The organism is Ewingella sp. AOP8-B2-18 (genome assembly GCF_052376015.1).
Taxonomy (GTDB): domain Bacteria; phylum Pseudomonadota; class Gammaproteobacteria; order Enterobacterales; family Enterobacteriaceae; genus Ewingella; species Ewingella allii.
This window is the reverse complement of sequence record NZ_JBQSVB010000002.1, coordinates 284,954-301,482: the sequence shown is the minus strand read 5'-3', so window position 1 is coordinate 301,482 and position 16,529 is coordinate 284,954. Positions and strand designations below refer to the sequence as shown.

The following is a 16,529-nucleotide window of genomic DNA, read 5'->3' as shown; positions in this document are numbered from 1 at the left end:
TGGCTCCCTGCCCTAGATTGGTAGGGAGCCAGAGGAAGTGACTTAAGACTCTTTCGCCACGGCCGCTTTTAGCGGCCGACTTGCATATAAGTACAGCATCATGGCGATAGCCACGCAGAACGCCATACTGATGGTCATCGGCCAGGCGCTGTGCGCAGGCACCATCGCCAGCAGCGCGGTGATTAACGCCCCGGTGCCGAAACGCAGGGTTCCCGCCAGAGAGGCCGCCGTGCCCGCCATGTGAGGGAAATCATCCATAATCACCGCCATCGCATTCGACGTGACCATGGCGATAACCCCGACATACCCCGCCACGCCGATAACCAGCGTCCAGAATGGCAGATTGAAGATGCACACAATCACCAGCCACAGCCCCATCACGAACTGCACCATCAGCCCAAAGCGGAACATCCACTCCGCCCCTTTGCGGCGAACATAGCGGCCGTTGATCACCGTCAGGATCACCAGCGCCACCACGTTTAAGGCGAAGTAGAAACCAAAGTTCTGTGGAGAAACGCCGTTCAGCTCGATATAGACAAAAGGCCCGGCGCTAAGGAAGGAGAACATCCCGGCGAAGGAGAAGCCGCTCGCCAGCATATAGCTCAGCACGCGCTTGTGACGGAACAGCGAGGCGAAGTTGCCGAGGCTGGTGCGCAGGCGGAATTTCTGCCGACGCTCAACCGGCAGCGTCTCTTTGATATAGACCCCCACCAGCGTCGCGGCGATCAGCGCGGCAATCGCCATCGCCCAGAAAATCGCGTGCCAGCTAAACACCACCATCAGCAAGCCACCCAGCATAGGCGCCAGCAGCGGAGCGACAGTCATCACCAGCACCACGAAAGACATCATTCGGGAGAACTCGTCTTTGGTGAACATGTCGCGCATCAGAGCGTTGATCACCACGCTCGCCGCCGCAGCCGACAGGCCGTGCAGGAAACGCATGTGGACCAGTTGCTCAATCGACTGCGCCATTGCGCAGGCCGCTGCCGCTAATGCGAAGACCAGCACGCCCCAGAAGATAACCGGCTTGCGGCCAAGGCTGTCTGCCATCGGACCGTAGAAAAGCTGCCCAACGGCAAAGCCCAGCGTGTAGGCGCTGAGGGTCATTTGCACACTGCCCGCGGGCACGCCAAACTCTTTGGCAATGACAGGCATACTTGGCAAATACATGTCGATAGCCAGCGGCATCAACATCGACAGCAATCCCAAAATGAAGATCAAACCCACATGGGATACCCGTTTCTCTTCCACGTTCACCTGCTCCTTTTCACGACATAAAAATCATTAATTATCAGAGCCAAACCCTAAATCATTCGTGTTGCAACAAGGCGGCAACCGAGTGAATCCCCGGGAGCTTACATCAGTAAGTGACCGGGGTGAGCAAGGGCAGCCAACGCCGTTGCAGCGCGAAGGATGACGGGTTTATCGGCCAGGAACGTCTACGCTGGCTATCTCTGCTTCTGTTAATGGACGGTATTCGCCCGGCTCCAGATCTTCATCCAACACGATGTCGCCAATGCGTTCGCGGTGCAGTTCCACCACGCGGTTACCCACGGCGGCAAACATGCGTTTTACCTGATGATAGCGGCCTTCGCTGATGGTCAGGCGCACGACGCACTCTTCCAACTGCTCCAGCACGGCTGGCTTGGTCAGCGACTCTTCGTTGTGCAATTGCACACCGACGGTGAACTGCGCGGCGGTATCCTCGGCCAGCGGCTGTTCGAGGGTCACCAGATAGGTTTTCTCGCAATGATGTTTCGGAGAGGTAATGCGGTGCGACCACTGGCCGTCGTCGGTCATTAAGACCAGACCTGTGGTATCAATATCCAGACGCCCTGCGGCATGCAGCTTGTAGGCCACCGGCTCTTCGAGGAAGTAGAGCACCGTCGGGTGATCGGGGTCATCGGTTGAGCACACATAGCCCTGCGGCTTGTTGAGCATGAAGTAGCGAGGACCGGTGATCTGCTCAAGCACGTTGCCGTCGAATTCGACGCGCTGCTGGGGGTCCAGCTTTAGCGAGCCGGTTTTGACGATCTCGCCGTCCACGGTCACGCGTTTGTTACGAAGTTCGCGCAGCGCGATTGCGCGGCTTACACCCAGCTGCTGGGCTAAAAATTTATCGAGACGCATTGAATCTGCCTAACCTTTCTTGGCGACCTCGCGGGCCGCTCTACTGATAAAATACAACACCCCGCCGCTACCAAAAGGCCGCTGACGGGGTTGAGAGTTATTCGGTACGTATCTTTGCAAAGCGTTAGTCACCGCAGAGCGTGACCAGAATTACGCGGGGGCAGCCGGGCTGCCGATGTGAACATTCAGTATAGCCGTGCTTGCCGCATCATCATAGAACCTTATGAATGAGAAACAAAAAGACGGCACGCAGAGATAATCGCCATCAATGCCAAAAGTTGGCATACTCCATAACTGGCTTTATTTACAGTACTAACCTGTGTGGATTAACGTGACTGCTTTTACACTTCGCCCCTACCAACAAGATGCCGTTGACGCCACGCTGCGTCATTTTCGCCAACATGACGAACCGGCGGTGATTGTCTTACCCACCGGCGCGGGAAAAAGTCTGGTGATCGCCGAGTTGGCGCGGGTTGCGCGCGGTCGCGTGTTGGTGCTGGCGCACGTCAAAGAGCTGGTGGCGCAAAACCACGCAAAATATCTCTCCTACGGGATGGAAGCGGACATTTTCGCCGCCGGGCTGAATATCAAACAGAGCAGCGGCAAAGTGGTGTTTGGCAGCGTGCAGTCGGTAGCGCCCAATCTGGCGGCCTTCGGCGGCGAATTTTCCCTGTTGATCATCGACGAATGCCACCGAATTTCTGACGATGAAAACAGCCAGTATCAGCAAATTATTCATCATTTGCGCAGCAATAACCCGCGCCTGCGCCTGCTGGGCCTGACCGCCACGCCTTATCGGCTGGGTAAAGGCTGGATTTACCAGTATCACCATCAGGGCATGGTGCGCGGCGACGCCGACAGCCTGTTCCGCGACTGCATTTATGAATTGCCGCTGCGCTACATGATTAAGAACGGCTTTCTGGTGCCGCCGGAGCGGCTGGACATGCCGGTGGTCAGCTACGATTTCAGCCGCCTGCAAGCCAACAGTAACGGCCTGTTTAGCGAGGCGGATCTCAATGACGAGCTGCGCCAGCAGAAACGCATTACGCCGCATATCATCAGCCAAATTGTCGAGTTCGCCGCCGAACGTAAAGGCGTGATGATTTTTGCCTCGACGGTCGAACACGCGGGCGAAATCTACGGCCTGCTGCCCGCCGGGCAAGCCGCGCTGATCAGCGCCCAGACGCCCGCCGTGGAGCGCGACCGGCTGATCAACCAATTCAAACAGCAGCAGCTGCGTTTTTTGGTCAATGTTTCGGTGCTGACCACCGGCTTCGACGCGCCGCACGTGGACCTTATTGCCATTCTGCGCCCCACAGAGTCTGTCAGTTTGTATCAGCAGATTGTCGGCCGCGGCCTGCGACTCTCTCCGGGCAAAACCGACTGCCTGATTTTGGATTACGCCGGAAACCCGCACGACATTTTCACCCCTGAAGTGGGCAGCCATAAGCCGGGCAGCGACAACAAGCCGGTGCAGGTCTTCTGCCCTGCCTGCGGTTTCGCCAACATTTTCTGGGGGAAAACTACCGAGGACGGCACGGTTATCGAGCACTTTGGCCGCCGCTGTCAGGGCGTGTTAGAAGATGACGAGGGGGAGCGAGAACAGTGCGATTTCCGCTTCCGCTTCAAAAGTTGCCCGCACTGCGGCGCAGAAAATGACATCGCGGCGCGCCGCTGTCACCAGTGTCAGGAGATTCTGGTCGACCCGGACGACATGCTGAAAGCCGCACTGCGCCTGAAAGATGCGTTGGTGCTGCGCTGCGGCGGCATGAATCTGGAAAACGGTCGCGATGAGAAAGGCGAATGGCTGAAAATCACCTATTACGATGAAGACGGTGCCGACGTCTCCGAGCGTTTTCGTTTAAGCACACCCGCCCAGCGCATGGCGTTTTTGCACAATTTTCTGCGACCACATCAGCGTGCGCCGGGAGTGCCGCTTGAGTGGCAAACCGCCGCAGACGTGGTGGCCCAGCAGGTATTACTGCGTCATCCCGACTTTGTGGTAGCGCGGATGAAAGGCCAGTTCTGGCAAATTCGCGAAAAAGTCTTCGATTATCAGGGGCGCTATCGGCGGGCCAATGAGCTGCGCGGATAACATCCAGATAGGCCTTTTAGTCCTAATGACAATCCGGTATAATGCCGCCCGCTTTCGCCTCGCGTGGAAGCTGTAATACTCAACTCGTCACTCGGTCGCAGGTGGCGGGGCAAACATTCTTATATAGAGAAACATACATGTTCACTATCAATGTAGAAGTACGTCCAGAAGCAGAGCAGGGCAAAGGTGCGAGCCGCCGCCTGCGTACAGAAAACAAATTCCCAGCTATCGTTTACGGTGGCTCAGCTGCTCCAGTTTCCATCAAACTGGACCATGATTCTGTTAAGAACATGGAAGTTAAAGCGGAGTTCTACTCTGAAGCTATTACTCTGGTTATCGACGGTAAAGAAACCAAAGTTAAAGTTCAGGCTGTACAGCGTCACCCGTTCAAGCCAAAACTGGCTCACATCGACTTCGTTCGCGTTTAATCGCTAACTAAGTTGTAACGCATCGGGACGCCGTGCGAGAACAAATAAAAAACGCCGCTCAATGCGGCGTTTTTTATATCCTTCATACTTGAAGCTGCCGCTGCGTTGGCCGCTCTCGCCAACCCGAATCACTGACCAACGTCAGCTCATCGGGATTGACTCCCTTGCAGCCTTGCTGCAACTCCAATTATTTCGGCTATACCTGTGTTCGTATTACTTTTTACTTACTCGACGATCGACGTTGCAACTGGTCGCGCAGATTCGGCGGTGTGCCTTTAATAGTCAAAGTATCCGTGGCTGGGTCCCAGAAAATGCGCTCGCCCATCAACATGGCGTCGAAATTGATGCTCACCCCGCCGCCGCTACCGGCAAACTTGGTTAACTGGCGCAGCGTGCCGCGATCGGCCGGGAAAGTCTCTTCCAGCTGATAACCCTGCTCTTGGGAAAACTCTTTAAATTTCTTGTCGTCCCAGGGTGGCAGCTCGTCGGACAGCGCGTCGAGGGAGATCTCCTCCCCTGCCTGAAGCTGTTCGTTGCAGTAGCTATAAACCTGCTGGCGCACATTTTGGCGTTCGTTCTTATCCAACTGGGCTTCTGCACAGAAGTCATCCACCGCCTGCAATAAGCCACGGTTTTGCGCTTTAGTGTCCAAGCCTTCTGCCGCAGCGAGGAAATCCATAAAGAAGTCGGAAACTTTACGACCCACGCGGCCTTTCAGGAAGGTCAAATAGCGGGTGGATTCTGGATTGGTTTCCCACTCGGTTAAATCAATTCGCGCGACAATGTCGGCATGGTTGATGTCGAGATAGTGAATGCTGCTGACGTCCAGCTGCTCGTTAACACGCATACTGCTGCGGCTGTTGAGCACGGCAATCAGTAAATACTCAACCGCCAGGAAGCGATAATGGCAGAACAGCACCACGCCACCTTCGGCAAAAGGATATTTCGCCAGTTCATCGCGCAAACGGCCGGTGGCCGCGCGGCTAAAGCCAAGGAAATCCTCATCGCCTTTGCGGCAGGCGCGCAAAGACTCGGCCAGTTCGCTATCCTGATTAAACAGCCCATAAGCTTTGCTTTTCGCGCTGTACACGCGATGCAGTTCGGCCATCATCTCTTCAACCGCGGCATTCGGGGTTAACAGCGTATCGCGCAGCACAACGTCCAGCGTTTGCTCGTCACGCTTGTTCAACTGGTGTAGAGCAATCTGCTCGATATCCAGACTCATGGCTTCTCCTAAAATGAGTGTCTTTATATAAATGCTGTAGAAATATCTGAAAAGGGGGCGGCTTGGTGGAATGATTTTTTCGCCGAGGCGGGTATTCAAACACTTAATATAGAGGGCTTGCAACCGCAAAGCCTTGAAGTTGGAAACACAAATAAATACATCTCATCAATACCCCAACGTTCAACACATTATAAAAATGCGGAAACTGATGCCACGATACGTTAAGATATTGCACTTTGTCAGGCTTTGAGCACATTAATCCATGCCACAATCATCTCGTTACAGTGACGAACACGTTGAACAGATCCTTTCGGAACTGGCCACCGTACTGGAAAAACACCGCGCGCCCACCGACCTCTCGTTGATGGTGTTGGGCAATATGGTGACCAACTTAATTAATACCAGCGTTGCGCCAACCCAGCGCAAAGCTATCGCAGGCTCTTTTGCTGGCGCGCTTCAGGCGTCAATAAGAGAAGATAAAGCCCATTAATCAACTATTTGCCCAAAACCTCTTATGGTGACAAATCGTCAGCGCTATCGCGAAAAAGTATCCCAGATGATCAGCTGGGGGCACTGGTTCGCCCTATTTAACATTCTGCTCGGTCTTGGACTCGGCAGCCGCTACCTCTTTGTCTCCGACTGGCCCTCTTCTCTCGAAGGACGCATTTACGCGTTGGTAAGTTGGCTTGGGCATTTCAGTTTTATTGGCTTCTCCGCCTACCTGCTGATCATCTTCCCCCTGACCTTTGTGGTGATGTCGCAGCGGCTGATGCGTTTCTTATCCGCCATTTTAGCCACCGCCGGTCTGACGCTGTTACTGGTCGACACCGAAGTCTTTACCCGCTTCCACCTGCACATCAATCCTGTGGTGTGGGAACTGGTGGTCAACCCCGGTCAAGGCGAGCTGGCCCGCGACTGGCAGCTAATGTTTATTGCCGTGCCGGTGCTGTTCCTGATCGAAATGCTGTTTGGCACGTGGGCATGGCAGAAGCTGCGCAGCCTGAACCGTCGCAATTTCGCTAAGCCGATTGTGGCGCTGTTTATCGTCAGCTTCTTTGCCTCGCACCTGATGTATATCTGGGCCGATGCCAACTTCTATCGCCCAATCACCATGCAGCGTTCAAACCTGCCGCTCTCCTACCCAATGACCGCGCGTAAGTTCCTCGAGAAGCACGGCTTGCTGGACGCACAGGCTTATCAGCAGCGTCTGATTGAACAAGGTAACCCAGAGGCGCTGTCGGTTGAGTATCCGCTCAATGACATCAGCTTCCGCGATACTGGGCCGAAATATAATTTATTGATGATTGTGGTGGATGGTATTCACGCCTCGACCACGGTCAAAGACATGCCCGCGCTGACCGATTTCGCGCGGCAGAACGTCAGTTTCAACCAGCATTACAGCTCGGGTAATCGCGTGGATAGCGGCCTGTTTGGCCTGTTCTACGGGATTTCGCCAACCTATATGGAAGGCATTATTGCCGCGCGTAAGCCTTCTGCGCTGATGTCCTCGCTGGCGAAACAGGGCTACGAGTTTGGCCTGTTCTCCTCCGACGGCTTCAACAGCCCACTCTACCGTCAGGCTTTGCTGACCGACTTCACCTTGCCGACCCCAGCGGCGCAGGGCGATACCCTGACGGCTCAGCAGTGGCAGCAGTGGTTAGCCGCGCGCGGTAGCCGCCCGTGGTTCTCTTACGTGAATCTGAACGGCGTCTCGACGGCGCTGCGTCAAGGCAGCAATGCCGCCGTGCCGACCGGCAATGTGTTTATGCAGCGCTATCAGCAAGGTGCGAAAGAGGTGGATCAGCGCATTGGCGAGATTCTGCAAGAACTGCAAAAGCGCGGCGAGCTGGATAAAACCGTGGTCATGATCACCGCGTCGCACGGCATTGAATTTAATGAAAATGGCACCTGGGGTTCGGGCAATACCATGAACCGCGACCAGATGCGTGTGCCATTAGTGGTTCACTGGCCGGGTACGCCTGCCCAGTCCATTAATAAGCTGACTGATCATGAAGATGTGATGACCACCCTGATGCAGCGCCTGCTGCACGTCACCACGTCGCCAGCGGATTATTCGCAAGGTGAAGATCTATTTGCCGCCAAACGCCGCCATGACTGGATCTCCACCAGTGATAACGGCACGCTGGTGATCACCACGCCAACCCAGACGCTACTGCTGGAGCGCAACGGTGATTTCACGGCTTATGACGAACAAGGCAAACGCATCAAAGATCAGAAACCTGAACTCGGCCTGCTGTTACAGGTTCTGACCAATGAGAAGCGCTTTATTGCGGATTAGTTTTCAGACGACTCCACACTAAAAAGGCGTTTTCGTTGCAGTCAGTTTGGACACGGCCAGCGCGGAGAAACCGCAGCGTACTCAAGTACGTGAGGCTTTCGAGTACTGCTCGGGTTCATAATGGCAAATAAGATAGCCTTTTTAAAACGCGGCCCACCAAAGCCGCGCCTTCATCCCCCAATATGACGTCCAGCCCGTCGTAGTACTCACTACCCTGCCCTTATCGATAATCACAAACGTTGGCGTGACGCCAATGTCCCACGAGGCGGAAATATCGCCGCGCGGGTCATTCACCACCGGCATGCTGATATTCTTGCCCTGCAAATAGCGCTCGATTTTATCTTTATCCCCAGAACGCAGCGCCACGCTCAACACATTGCCGCCGTTGGCCGACAGCTTGCCGACGTCCGGCGTGGTGAACTTACAGACGCTGCACCAGCTGGCCCAGAAGTAAACCAGCAGCGGCTGCTGCTGGCTTTTCTCATTGAGCGTCAGGGTTTGGCTGTCGAGGGTCTGCAAGGCCTGATTGCCGAAATCGACCGGAGCCTGCGGCGCGCGCAGCAAGTCCATGCCGAACAGCACCGCCATCAGCAGTACCGCGCCAACCAGTATCTCTTTAGCCCAACGCTTAGCTCTTCCCATCTTTCACCTTCTTCAGCTGGGCATTCACCAGCTCTTCTAAGTCCTGATAAGAGATAGCGCCGGGGATAATCTGGTCACCAATAATAGTGGCAGGGGTGCCCTGAATACCCAGCACTTCGGCGATTTCCACGTTAGTTTTCAAGGTGGTATAACTTTCCGGCGTAACTTTTACCGGCGGCAGGCCAACTTTAGCGATTGCCGCGTCGATGCTCTCCTCGTCATGCGGGCCTTTTTTCGACATCAGGCGCTGGTGCAGCGCCATAAATTTGTCCGGCTGCTGCTCCCACACGGTCATGGCAGCGCGAGCAGAGCTGATGGAACTGGCGCCACGGAATGGCAGCAGTTTGAGCACCACCGCGACGTCCGGATGCTCCTTCACCACTCTCTCCAGCAGAGGATCAAACTGCTTGCAGTAAGGGCAGTTGTAGTCGGTGAAGGAGACCAGCACCAGCTTGGCGTCTTTAGCACCAAAGCGCGGCGTGGCCGGGTCGCGGAACAGCATATCCTCCGGCGTCGGGTTTTGTGGCGCAGCCTGCGCTAAAGCCATCGGTGAAAGGGCCATCATTAAAATCAGCATTAAGGTTTTCATTATTTATCTCCACGGGCGTCTTGCAGCCCTTTTAAAACGGCGTCGCGAGTCAGCAGTGGCGATAAAATCTCACCCGTTGGCAGGCCCGGACCATAAATTTGGTTGAAAGGAACGGCAACGCTGCCGCGCTTTTGCAGGAATTCATTAATCGGTTTGGAAGGACGGCTCCAGTCACCGCGCAGGGCCACCAGGTTGTCGGCGGTCAGCGCTTTCTGCACGTCTTCGCGCAGTAAGACGTTAAATTTGTTGGCTTTGCAGGTGACACACCAGTCTGCCGTGACATCCACGAACACCACTTTGTTGTCCGCCACCGCCTGAGCAATCGCCTGCTCGGTTAGCGGCTGCCACTTCACGGCATCCTGTAATGGCTTGGCGCCGTTGGTATAGGGGAGCGCCGCCGCTAGCATCACCAGCCCTGCCACCAGCAGGCTGACACATAGGGCAATGGCGGTATTACGCGCCCCATAGCGGCGCAGCGAACCCACCACCAGCGCCAGCAGGAACACCGCCGCGACAATCAGCACGCTTTGCAGACTGAAGTGGTTAAGCATCAGGCTGAGCAGCCACAGCGACGCGGCGAGCATCAGCAGGCCGAGCGCCACCCGCAGGCGCAGCATCCAGCGCCCCGGACGCGGCAGGCGCAGCGCCAGTCCCGGCCAGGTTGCGATCATCAGCCACGGCAAGCTCATGCCGATGCCCAGCATCAGGAATAATCCCCACAGCACGGGCAGAGGCGCGGCCAGCGCGAAGGCCACGGCGGTGCCCAAGAAAGGCGCCGAGCACGGCGTGGCGAGCAGCGTCGCGAAAGCGCCCTCGGCGAAATTGCCTTTCAAACCGCCACGTTTTTGCGTCGCCAGACGGGTGGTCATGGCAGAAGGCAGGTTGATTTCGAACAGACCCAGCAGGTTGGCGGTGAACAGCGCGGTCACAATCACCATAAAGCCGATAAACCACGGGTTCTGGAACTGAATTCCCCAGCCTAGGGTCTGGTTGCTGTAGCGCAGCACGGTCATCAGCAGCGCCAGCGCGAGGAAAGAGCTGATAATGCCCGCCGAAGAGGCCAGGAACTGCACCCGAACGCTTTTACGGTCGCGCTGCTCCACCTGCAAAATCGAGCCGAGTTTCATACCCAGTACCGGCAGCACGCACGGCATCAGGTTAAGAATAAAACCACCGGCCAGCGCCATCAGCGCCACTTGCCACAGGGCAATGCTGCTCTGCGTAGCGGGTGCCAGAGGCTCCATCTTGAGGTCGAGCTGCTGGGCGATACCGCGATCCGCCAGCACCGCGCTGACCGGCTTGCCCGTCAAGTCTCCGGCTTTATCTCCCCACTCGTCGGTGACCGGCACGTTGATCTGCGCAAGCATGCCGTCCACCTTGACCGTCGGCTTACCGAATGAGCTGCCTTCGAGGGAATCGATAAACAGCTCCGGCTGCTGCCAGCCTTGAGCGCGCTCGGCTGAAATCACCAAAGTGCCCTGCCGATAACCCCCCGACACCTTATCGGCCAGCCCCTGCGCAATCGGGATTTGCCCCATGGCGCTGGCAAAACGGTTGACGAAATCGCCTTGGTCGCCGCCTGCGCGCAGGTCCAGATTGAAGTCGTAATCGGTGAGGATACAGACATTGCTACAGGTCGGCAGGGTCAGGGTTCCCGCCAGTTTCTCAGGCACTTTGCCTTTGATAACAATCGGCAACGTCACATTGTCGTGATAGCCCTGCGTGGTTATTCCGGCGACGTCGAAACGCGCGGGAGTCGGCCAAGACCAGTCGGCATTGGTTGATGGGTCTTGCCAGGTGATAACCGGCGCTACGCCGCCCTCACCCGGCGATCGCCAGTAGGTTTTCCAGCCTTTTTCGAGGCTGACAGACAGTAAAAGATGGGTTTCATCCGCCGCGCCGTCGGCAGGCTCAGCCTGAAAACGCACTTTGGCATGGCTGTTTTGCGGGCTTGCTAACCAGCCGGAATCCGCCGCATGAATGGCAGGTAGCCACAGCAGCAACAGGCTGGCAATCGCCGCCCTGAAGGCATAACGCATAAATTTTCTCCAAAAATAAAAGACAACATCCGAATCAAAAGGCGGACGTGTTTTTATTCCCGGAAGACGCAGAGCCGCAGATGCACCCGTAGTATCGGCACCGGAACGACTTCAGGCAGGCGAGTACGCAGGATGGCCATGTTGCCCGGCGAGAGAAACGCCAGCAGCAAGCTAAAGACCAACAGCGCGAAATCAAGAATGACAGGAGGAACGGAAAGCAGTGATTTGCTGCTCAACTCGCAAGGAGTGGGAGTTTCAGTCAGATCGGACGTCGGCTGGGATGAGACCGTTTGGGACACCGCGTCCTGACGCAGAGAGGCAGACAACGCGTTCAACCCGGCGATGCGCTGCGTCATACAGGTAAGTATGACCAGACAAGCCAGGCAGAAAAAGAGCAGTGCTGAACGCCGTTTTTTATCCATTAATCCCTCATGAAAGTACGCCAGTATTCTAGCCCCCGACCAAACATTCACAAGGATTATGTATCCGCCATTACAGGACTTTACGTTCAAGGTGCTGAAATGACACCCAATCCGTCGCCTAAAACATTGGAATCGGCCAAGCGATACTGTATATTTAGCCAGTTAATTACCTATTAAGGATTGAGACTAAATGTTAGTAGAGCTGGTGTATGACAAACGCAATGTTTCCGGCATTCCTGATGCCAACGACAAAATCCATGCCGAATTAACCAAACGCGTTCATCGCCTGTTCCCGGATGCGGCGGTGAAGGTCAAACCGATGCAGGCCAACGGCTTGAACACCTCGGGCGCCAGCAAGCAGGACCGTTCGCAGTTGAACCAAATGCTCGAAGAGATGTTTGAAGAAGCGGATGAATGGCTATCCGTTGAATGAGACAGAGAAAGGTTCGCCATTAAGGCAAATAACGGGTAAAAGCTGCTCAGCAAGTCGTATTTACTTACAAAGGGCAATTGAATTAAACATAACCCAGCAACGGCTTATTATAATATGTCTATGATACTAAAAATCATATCAATCAGAATGATGAGTCCTGTTATTTCCGCTGGGTTTTTAACCACTTCTGGGTCCATAACCCCCTTCGCGACGGCAGGCTTGTCATTTTTGGCACTATCACGCCCATGACTTTGCGAAGTAAACATGCCTCCAAAAAAACCGACTAAGCCGGCTGCACAACCCCACTTTTACTCGAAGCGTTTTGCCCTTATTTGTGTTGGCATTTTGGGTTGTATGGCATTTTTACTGGCCCGCGTAGGCTATTTACAGCTGCTGAACCGCCCGATGCTTGAGCGTCAGGCCGACCAGCGCTCTTTGCGCTCCACGGTGATCCCAGCCGATCGCGGCACCATTGCTGACCGCAGCGGGCATCCGCTAGCACTGAGCGTGGCTTCCAAAGACATTATTGCCGATCCCTTCCGCGTCCTTCAGCTGCATAGCGATCTTAATAGCCCGAAATGGCAGTATCTGGCGCAGGCGCTGAACATGCCGCTGCCCCAGTTACAGCAAATTATTACCAGCGATCCTAACCGGCGCTTTGTCTACCTTGGGCGTAAAATCGAGCAAGGCATTGCCAATGATATTGCTCAGTTGCATCTGGGCGGCATTACCAGCCAGCACGATGACAGCCGCTACTACCCGATGAGCGACGCCGCCGCCAATCTGGTGGGGATTGTCGGCACGGATAACGAAGGTCTGACCGGCATTGAGAAAGGCTTTAATACCCTGCTCGAAGGCAAGCCGGGCATGCGCGAATACCGCCAAGACGGCCACGGCAACGTGATTGGCGTGTTGAAGGAAGTCCCGCCGCAGCAGCCGCCAACGGTCAATCTAAGTATCGACAGCTTTATGCAGTACGTGATGTATTCACGCCTGCGCGCCGGCGTGATGCTCAACCAGGCGGACTCGGGTGCCGCCGTGCTGGTGGATGTGAATACCGGGGAAATTCTCGGGATGGCCTCCTACCCTTCTTATAACCCAAATAACTACGCCGGCGTTCAGCCAAAAGACATGCGTAACGTGGCGATAAGCGACAGCTTCGAGCCGGGTTCTACGGTAAAACCTCTGGTTGTGATGGTGTCGCTGGCGCGCAAAATGATCCGCCCGGACTCGGTGCTAGACACCCACCCGTACACCGTCAACGGCCACTTAATCAAAGACGTCGGCCACTGGCCTGCGCTGACCATCACCGGCGTGTTGCAGAAATCCAGTGACATCGCGGTATCGCACATGGCGCTGGCGATGCCCGCACAGGTGCTGGTTGACCTCTACCACTCCTTTGGCTTGGGTAAACCGACCGACTTGGGCATCGGCGGCGAGAGCAGCGGCTACTTCCCGCTGCATCGCGATCGCTGGGCTGACATCGAGCGCGCGACCTTCGCTTTCGGCTACGGCCTGCGCGTGACGCCGCTGCAAATCGCCCGCGAATACGCCACTATTGGCGCGTTGGGCATTTATCGCCCACTGTCGATCACCAAGGTGACACCCCCGGTGATGGGAAAGCGCGTGATGGCGGCGGACGTGGTGCAAACCGTGATCCATATGATGGAAAGCGACGCCCTGCCCGGCGGCTCTGGCCTGAGCGCGGCGGTGCCGGGCTATCGTCTGGCAATCAAAACCGGTACGGCGGAAAAGCTGGGGACCAGCGGTAAGTACGATGGCGGCTACGTCAACTACACGGCGGGCGTGGCTCCGGCCAGTAATCCGCGAGTGGCTCTGGTGGTGATGGTCAACAACCCACAGGCGGGTAAACACTTTGGTGGTTCAGTGGCCGGGCCGATTTTCGGCCAAATCATGGGGCAGGTGTTGAATCATATGAACATTGCTCCTGACGCGCTGGTGCCTGAGACGCCGCCGGAAACCATCATCAACGGCGGCCAAAAAACCAACTTAGTGCGCCGTAACGCCAGCTCAGAGTGATTTTTTACCCGTGCAGACTGGATTTCTGCGACTAATATGGGTAACTTCCCGCTTGTCTCGCCCAGCAAGGGTAAGCTAAGAGGAAGAGTGAAAACTCTGAGAAGTAAAACGATGAAACGGCTTTTTATGGTTTTAGTGGTCTTTGTCGCAGTGTGTGTCGCCGTCATTGCATTAAATATGCACGGCACCGGCCCTTGGTAATAGGTACCAGCCACTTTCCAGAGAGGGGTGATTTTGCCAACAGGTAAGCGATTTATCCTACTGATTATTGCGATTTTGGTTGGCATCGTCGTACTCGACGATATTATCGCGCGGGTTATCCACTGGATCTTACTGCACTAATCAATGGCCCGTTGGGTCGGAGCGAGTCTTCTCCGTCATCGGGTCATTTTTTTGCCTTACCCCTGAATTTATTAGGGTTTTCTTTCTCAACAACACCTCTCTGCTACTTTAGGCTCCTGCGCCATCACGGCGAAGTTGTGTATAATAGCTTATCGAACATTAAGAAAGACGGGTTATGGCTCAGGACATTCATCTCACAATCGTCTGCGCACTCAGCAAATGGATCGAAGGCCATCTTGGGCGCGTTATCCACCTTGAAGAATTGGCTGAATACTCGGGCTATTCGCTGTGGCATATGCAAAAACTGTTTAAAGAATCTACCGGCATTTCGCTCGGTAAGTACATCCGTGAGCGCCGTTTGGCGAGCGCGGTCTATCAGTTAAGCAGCAGTGACACGCCGATTTTCGATATCGCGATGGATTTTGGCTTTGGCTCACAGTCGCATTTCACTTACATGTTCCGTAAGCGTTTTAACATCACGCCTTATGAGTTCCGCCAAAATCCCGATATCAAGCTAGAAGTCGCCCCGCCGCTGCATATCATTCATCAAAAAACGGCCTAAATTCGGTGTTAGAATCCAAAGTCGCTCAGTGAAGGATAATCATCCGGGCGACGCCCTAACGGCCAGTCGAACTTGCGTTCACTCTCTTTGATGGGCAAATCATTGATGCAGGCGTAACGGGCAAACATCTGACCTTCCTCATTAAATTCCCAATTTTCATTGCCGAAGCTGCGATACCAGTTGCCGGAATCATCACGCCATTCATAAGCAAAACGCACCGCGATGCGCGCGCCGTCGAAGGCCCACAGCTCTTTAATCAGGCGATATTCCAGCTCTTTGGCCCACTTGCGCTCCAGAAAGGCCACCACGGCGTCCTGCCCTTCGGCGAACTCACTGCGATTGCGCCAGCGAGTGTCTTCGGAGTAAACCTGACGCACGCGCTGCGGGTCGCGGCTGTTCCAGGCGTCTTCGGCTAAACGAACTTTTTCAATCGCGCTTTCACGGGTAAAGGGCGGCAATGGCGGTTTAATTGGCATAAGTACCTCATGAGATGAATTTTATGTAGACAACTCTGTCTACACGATTAAACTAGCTCAAGTAGACAGAGTTGTCTACACTGGCCATCGCCGAAAAATGAAATCAATCGCTGACTGGAAAACCCAATGCCTCTCTCTCCTTCTACTGACCTCAGTACGCTGGCTGCCCGCGACCGCATCCTGCTGACGGCTCATCAGCTGTTTTACCGCGACGGCATTCGCGCCACGGGCATTGATCTGATCATCAAACAGGCTGGCGTGACTAAAGTGACCTTTTACCGCCATTTTCCCAGTAAGAATGCCTTGATTTTAGCTTTTCTGGAGTATCGCCATCAGCGCTGGATGAGCTGGTTTGCCAACAGCTTGCAGAAAAACATGGCACAGCCGAATGCCCAACTCGCCGTTGCACTGCCAAAAACGCTGGAAGAGTGGTTCTGTGATGAGGATTTTCGCGGCTGCGCCTTTATCAATAGCGCGCTGGAATTCGCCGAAGCCCTGCCTGAAGTGACTACCCACGCGGCGCAGCATAAGCAGCAAATGGCTGAGGAGATTGCGCGTTACCTGCCTGAATCAGCACCCGATTTTATGGCGCAGGCCATTGCTCTGCTGGTGGATGGCGCGATTGTCAACGCGCAGATTGGCGGAGAGAATAAGCAGGAGACGGCCCTGCTCTGCTCGGCGCTGGAGCTCTGGCTTGCTCCGCGAGCAGCCTAGGCGGCGAGCACAAAAAACGCGGCACGGGCCGCGTCTTCTGTTACTGCATCATTCTGTGTCTGAGAATGCCTGTCTCTGGTGGCAATGGTCCAC

At 55.2% G+C, this 16,529-nt stretch carries 16 protein-coding genes; 8 read left to right on the top strand and 8 right to left on the bottom strand.

Going from position 1 to position 16,529, the window contains the following annotated elements; genetic code table 11:
- Nucleotides 1–42 precede the first annotated feature (42 nt).
- Together ACT3RR_RS05585 and rsuA are read right to left on the bottom strand one after the other, a co-directional pair.
- Nucleotides 43–1,251, bottom strand: a complete 1,209-nt coding sequence (locus tag ACT3RR_RS05585; RefSeq protein ID WP_353502728.1) for a Bcr/CflA family multidrug efflux MFS transporter — start codon at nt 1,249–1,251, stop codon at nt 43–45.
- Between the two features lie 171 nt (nt 1,252–1,422).
- On the bottom strand, nt 1,423–2,130 hold the full coding sequence (rsuA, locus tag ACT3RR_RS05580; protein ID WP_496199908.1) for a 16S rRNA pseudouridine(516) synthase RsuA: 708 nt from the start codon (nt 2,128–2,130) through the stop codon (nt 1,423–1,425).
- A 331-nt stretch (nt 2,131–2,461) separates the two neighbouring features.
- On the opposite strand from rsuA, the gene ACT3RR_RS05575 reads away from it, so the two are divergent.
- Nucleotides 2,462–4,225, top strand: coding sequence for a DEAD/DEAH box helicase (locus ACT3RR_RS05575; RefSeq protein WP_496199907.1), 1,764 nt, complete (start codon nt 2,462–2,464; stop codon nt 4,223–4,225).
- Nucleotides 4,226–4,362: 137 nt separating this feature from the next.
- Complete coding sequence (rplY, locus tag ACT3RR_RS05570; RefSeq protein WP_353502731.1) at nt 4,363–4,653, top strand: 50S ribosomal protein L25; 291 nt, start codon at nt 4,363–4,365, stop codon at nt 4,651–4,653.
- Between the two features lie 220 nt (nt 4,654–4,873).
- Here rplY and yejK read toward each other — a convergent pair whose 3' ends face one another.
- Nucleotides 4,874–5,878 carry a nucleoid-associated protein YejK gene (yejK, locus tag ACT3RR_RS05565; RefSeq protein WP_353502732.1) on the bottom strand — a complete coding sequence of 335 codons (1,005 nt, stop codon included), beginning with the start codon at nt 5,876–5,878 and terminating at the stop codon, nt 4,874–4,876.
- Nucleotides 5,879–6,140: 262 nt separating this feature from the next.
- On the opposite strand from yejK, the gene ACT3RR_RS05560 reads away from it, so the two are divergent.
- Nucleotides 6,141–6,368: a YejL family protein gene (locus ACT3RR_RS05560; protein ID WP_034791669.1), complete on the top strand. Its 228-nt coding sequence runs from the start codon at nt 6,141–6,143 to the stop codon at nt 6,366–6,368.
- A 24-nt stretch (nt 6,369–6,392) separates the two neighbouring features.
- Nucleotides 6,393–8,177 carry an LPS biosynthesis-modulating metalloenzyme YejM gene (gene yejM / locus ACT3RR_RS05555; RefSeq protein ID WP_353502733.1) on the top strand — a complete coding sequence of 595 codons (1,785 nt, stop codon included), beginning with the start codon at nt 6,393–6,395 and terminating at the stop codon, nt 8,175–8,177.
- Nucleotides 8,178–8,318: 141 nt separating this feature from the next.
- Here the strand turns inward: yejM and ACT3RR_RS05550 are convergent, their stop codons facing one another.
- From ACT3RR_RS05550 to ACT3RR_RS05535, 4 genes are read right to left on the bottom strand one after another with little or no spacing between them, the layout of a single operon-like run.
- Nucleotides 8,319–8,819: a protein disulfide oxidoreductase gene (locus ACT3RR_RS05550; protein WP_496199906.1), complete on the bottom strand. Its 501-nt coding sequence runs from the start codon at nt 8,817–8,819 to the stop codon at nt 8,319–8,321.
- A complete protein-coding gene (locus ACT3RR_RS05545; protein WP_396132440.1) occupies nt 8,806–9,408 on the bottom strand; it encodes a DsbA family protein in 603 nt (200 codons plus the stop codon). The genes ACT3RR_RS05550 and ACT3RR_RS05545 overlap by 14 nt, the downstream gene beginning before the upstream one ends.
- Nucleotides 9,408–11,447, bottom strand: coding sequence for a protein-disulfide reductase DsbD family protein (locus tag ACT3RR_RS05540; protein ID WP_496199905.1), 2,040 nt, complete (start codon nt 11,445–11,447; stop codon nt 9,408–9,410). Before ACT3RR_RS05540 ends, ACT3RR_RS05545 begins: the two co-directional genes overlap by 1 nt.
- A gap of 53 nt (nt 11,448–11,500) precedes the next feature.
- On the bottom strand, nt 11,501–11,869 hold the full coding sequence (locus ACT3RR_RS05535) for a copper resistance protein (protein ID WP_496199904.1): 369 nt from the start codon (nt 11,867–11,869) through the stop codon (nt 11,501–11,503).
- A 190-nt stretch (nt 11,870–12,059) separates the two neighbouring features.
- Between ACT3RR_RS05535 and ACT3RR_RS05530 the strand changes: the two genes are divergently transcribed.
- The 3 genes from ACT3RR_RS05530 to ACT3RR_RS05520 all read left to right on the top strand — a co-directional run bounded on the left by ACT3RR_RS05530 (nt 12,060) and on the right by ACT3RR_RS05520 (nt 15,246).
- Nucleotides 12,060–12,302 (top strand): DinI family protein, encoded by a 243-nt coding sequence (locus ACT3RR_RS05530; RefSeq protein ID WP_034791675.1) that lies wholly within the window; start codon nt 12,060–12,062, stop codon nt 12,300–12,302.
- 264 nt (nt 12,303–12,566) lie between these two features.
- A complete protein-coding gene (locus ACT3RR_RS05525; RefSeq protein ID WP_496199903.1) occupies nt 12,567–14,342 on the top strand; it encodes a penicillin-binding transpeptidase domain-containing protein in 1,776 nt (591 codons plus the stop codon).
- 517 nt (nt 14,343–14,859) lie between these two features.
- On the top strand, nt 14,860–15,246 hold the full coding sequence (locus tag ACT3RR_RS05520; protein WP_034791678.1) for a helix-turn-helix domain-containing protein: 387 nt from the start codon (nt 14,860–14,862) through the stop codon (nt 15,244–15,246).
- Nucleotides 15,247–15,254: 8 nt separating this feature from the next.
- Here the strand turns inward: ACT3RR_RS05520 and ACT3RR_RS05515 are convergent, their stop codons facing one another.
- Entirely contained in the window at nt 15,255–15,722 is a 468-nt protein-coding gene (locus ACT3RR_RS05515) for a nuclear transport factor 2 family protein (RefSeq protein ID WP_034791680.1), read from the bottom strand.
- A 126-nt stretch (nt 15,723–15,848) separates the two neighbouring features.
- On the opposite strand from ACT3RR_RS05515, the gene ACT3RR_RS05510 reads away from it, so the two are divergent.
- On the top strand, nt 15,849–16,436 hold the full coding sequence (locus tag ACT3RR_RS05510) for a TetR/AcrR family transcriptional regulator (protein ID WP_496199902.1): 588 nt from the start codon (nt 15,849–15,851) through the stop codon (nt 16,434–16,436).
- Nucleotides 16,437–16,529: the final 93 nt, after the last annotated feature.

What these genes read in the sequence shown, in the direction of transcription:
- rsuA (WP_496199908.1), bottom strand. Translation starts at nt 2,130, where the DNA reads ATGCGTCTCGATAAATTTTTAGCCCAGCAGCTGGGTGTAAGCCGCGCA.
- rplY (WP_353502731.1), top strand. Translation starts at nt 4,363, where the DNA reads ATGTTCACTATCAATGTAGAAGTACGTCCAGAAGCAGAGCAGGGCAAA.
- yejK (WP_353502732.1), bottom strand. Translation starts at nt 5,878, where the DNA reads ATGAGTCTGGATATCGAGCAGATTGCTCTACACCAGTTGAACAAGCGT.
- ACT3RR_RS05560 (WP_034791669.1), top strand. Translation starts at nt 6,141, where the DNA reads ATGCCACAATCATCTCGTTACAGTGACGAACACGTTGAACAGATCCTT.
- yejM (WP_353502733.1), top strand. Translation starts at nt 6,393, where the DNA reads ATGGTGACAAATCGTCAGCGCTATCGCGAAAAAGTATCCCAGATGATC.
- ACT3RR_RS05550 (WP_496199906.1), bottom strand. Translation starts at nt 8,819, where the DNA reads ATGGGAAGAGCTAAGCGTTGGGCTAAAGAGATACTGGTTGGCGCGGTA.
- ACT3RR_RS05545 (WP_396132440.1), bottom strand. Translation starts at nt 9,408, where the DNA reads ATGAAAACCTTAATGCTGATTTTAATGATGGCCCTTTCACCGATGGCT.
- ACT3RR_RS05540 (WP_496199905.1), bottom strand. Translation starts at nt 11,447, where the DNA reads ATGCGTTATGCCTTCAGGGCGGCGATTGCCAGCCTGTTGCTGCTGTGG.
- ACT3RR_RS05535 (WP_496199904.1), bottom strand. Translation starts at nt 11,869, where the DNA reads ATGGATAAAAAACGGCGTTCAGCACTGCTCTTTTTCTGCCTGGCTTGT.
- ACT3RR_RS05530 (WP_034791675.1), top strand. Translation starts at nt 12,060, where the DNA reads ATGTTAGTAGAGCTGGTGTATGACAAACGCAATGTTTCCGGCATTCCT.
- ACT3RR_RS05525 (WP_496199903.1), top strand. Translation starts at nt 12,567, where the DNA reads ATGCCTCCAAAAAAACCGACTAAGCCGGCTGCACAACCCCACTTTTAC.
- ACT3RR_RS05520 (WP_034791678.1), top strand. Translation starts at nt 14,860, where the DNA reads ATGGCTCAGGACATTCATCTCACAATCGTCTGCGCACTCAGCAAATGG.
- ACT3RR_RS05515 (WP_034791680.1), bottom strand. Translation starts at nt 15,722, where the DNA reads ATGCCAATTAAACCGCCATTGCCGCCCTTTACCCGTGAAAGCGCGATT.
- ACT3RR_RS05510 (WP_496199902.1), top strand. Translation starts at nt 15,849, where the DNA reads ATGCCTCTCTCTCCTTCTACTGACCTCAGTACGCTGGCTGCCCGCGAC.